Annotated in this window: 1 protein-coding gene and 1 pseudogene; one reads left to right on the top strand and one right to left on the bottom strand. The window is 70.3% G+C overall.

Going from position 1 to position 2,315, the window contains the following annotated elements:
- A pseudogene (locus ACFWEK_RS20855) lies at positions 1-213 on the bottom strand (gluconate permease); the annotation flags it as partial.
- A gap of 303 nt (positions 214-516) precedes the next feature.
- Here ACFWEK_RS20855 and ACFWEK_RS20850 point away from each other — a divergent pair.
- Positions 517-1,686, top strand: coding sequence for a mandelate racemase/muconate lactonizing enzyme family protein (locus tag ACFWEK_RS20850; RefSeq protein WP_430555281.1), 1,170 nt, complete (start codon positions 517-519; stop codon positions 1,684-1,686).
- The last annotated feature ends 629 nt before the right edge of the window (positions 1,687-2,315 follow it).

Raw genomic sequence — 2,315 nt, 5'->3', positions numbered from 1 at the left:
CGAGATCAGCAGGCCGACCTCGGCCATCAGCGAGCCGAAGCCCTCGTTGATCCCCGTGACGACGTCGTCATAGGACATGCCCGTCGTGAGCCCCAGGACGATCGTCCCAAGGAGCAGCGCGAGCGCCGGGTTGAGCCTGAGCCTGACGATCAGCAGCGCGATCGCCACGAAGACCAGAACGAAGTCGATGATCAGCCATGCTGCTGACACCATCGCCACCTGCTTCCGTGGTGGGGACCGCTCGGTGCGGTCCCGGGATGAAAGATGACCTGAGGGTCGGGGCGACGATGGATGCGTGCGGGCGATCCGCCATTGGACCCTGGATGACTCCTCAGATGACCTGCACCGTAGACGGGCTGGCCGACTGCGGTCAACCTGCTCAATTCCGCGCAGTTCAAGCCTGGTTGTGGCAGTTCGGGCCCCGCGGCACGAACGTCAACTCCTCTGATGACCTGCTATCGTCCTGGGATCGTGAGACGCACACGGCGGCGTACTGCCGTCGGACGGAGGAGTGAGATGAAGATCGACCGGGTCGAGACGTTCGTGCTGAAGGTGCCCCTGGGCGCCGAGCGGTTCTACTCCTCCCAGGCGGAGTTCCCCGAGCGCAACAGCCTGCTGGTGCGCGTCACGACCACCGACGGGGTCGTCGGCTGGGGGGAGGGCGGGCAGTACGGCCCCGCCGAGCCGGTCAAGGAGTGCATCGACTCCGTCCTCGCTCCCCGCCTCCTCGCGATGGCCACTGCCGATCCCGGCGTGGTCTGGGAGCACCTCTACTCGTCGACGCGCGACTTCGGGCAGAAGGGCACCTACATCGAGGCGATCAGCGCGATCGACATCGCCCTGTGGGACATCGTTGGAAAGAGCCTGGGCGTACCCGTGTCGACCCTCATGGGCGGTCGGTTCCGCGAGCACGTGCCGGCCTACGGCACCGGGGGTTACTACCGGGACACGGAGCTCGACGCAGCGCGCGATCTGCCCGCGCTGCAGGACGAGGTCACCCGGTACGCCGAGTCCGGGTTCTCGATGCTCAAGATGAAGGTCGGCCTGCTGCCGGTCCGCGAGGACGCGCGTCGCGTCGCAGCGGTCCGCGAGGCGCTGGGCGACGACTTCGGCCTGCTCGCGGACGCCAACCACGCCTACAACTCGAGCACCGCGGTTGCGATGGGACGCGTCCTGGAGGACGCCGGGTTCGAGCTCTTCGAGGAGCCCGTGCCGCCGGAGGACCGGGCCGGCTATGCCCGCGTCCGTGCTGCGGTCGACGTTCCCGTCGCCGGGGGCGAGGCCGAGTACACCCGCTACGGGTTCCGGGACTTCATCGCCGGCGGCTGCGTCGACATCGTGCAGCCCGACATCTGCGTCGCAGGCGGGATCTCCGAGGTGCAGCGGATCGCCGCACTCGCGTCGGCGCACAACCTGCGCACCGTTCCCCACGTCTGGGGCTCGGGCATCGCCCTGAGCGCCGGGCTCCACGTGTGCGCGGCGCTTCCGCTCACACCGTTCGCCTACCGCCCGGTGCCGCTGCAGAACGAGCCCGTCATCGAGTTCGACCGCACCCGGAACCCGCTACGCGACGACCTCTTGTCCGAGCCGTTCACGATCGAGCACGGTCATGTCGCCGTCCCCACCGGGCCGGGGCTCGGCGTCGAGGTGAACATGGACGTCGTCGAGCGGTACCGGGCGGCGTGAGAGGCGCACGACGAACACACGCGACCTCACCACCCGCGCCGCCCTCGGCACGGGTGGGTGAGCCGGCAGCGGCGCGGCCAACGCTCTCGTCGAGGCGGGCGGAGCACAGGTCTCCATCGCCTGCCGGAGAACCGCCCACCCGACGAAGCGTCCCTGGCACACGCCGCCGGGCCGACGGCGATTCTGTTGTCCGACTCCGGGCCGTTCTCGCACGCGGGCGCGACCTGAGCAGGGAGCGAACGCCGCGCAGGGCGCGGTCGTAGCTGTCGCCGGCCGAACCGACAGGAGGCGACCGCCCCCGGCCTCTGCGAGGCGCGCGTGTCGCGGATCGCGAGGTACTGCATGCCTTTTGGCGCCGCGGTGCGCGAGGCCGATCAGATTGCCGCCGTCGCGGGTGCGGGTCGGGATGTCCGTCTCCAGGACAGCCAGGGCGAGGTCGGTGCGCAGACCCGGGGACGCTCTGCCAGCCGATCACGCGCCCGGAGCAGACACCGCCACAGAGCTGGCGCCCGGGCTCGCTGCCGGCGGAGCGCCGTGGCCACGACCTCGCTGCGACGCGCAACGCCCGGCAAGCCCGCTCGAGTCACGCGAGAGGCCCCGCCCTCCATCGAGGGCGGGGCCTCTGCACG

The organism is Isoptericola sp. NPDC060257 (genome assembly GCF_042726645.1).
Classification (GTDB): Bacteria; Actinomycetota; Actinomycetes; order Actinomycetales; family Cellulomonadaceae; genus Isoptericola; species Isoptericola nanjingensis.
The sequence above is the reverse complement of the archived record's forward strand: the minus strand, read 5'-3'. Positions and strand labels throughout refer to the sequence as shown.

Coding starts and splice junctions, on each gene's coding strand:
- ACFWEK_RS20850 (WP_430555281.1), top strand. CDS start 517: ATGAAGATCGACCGGGTCGAGACGTTCGTGCTGAAGGTGCCCCTGGGC.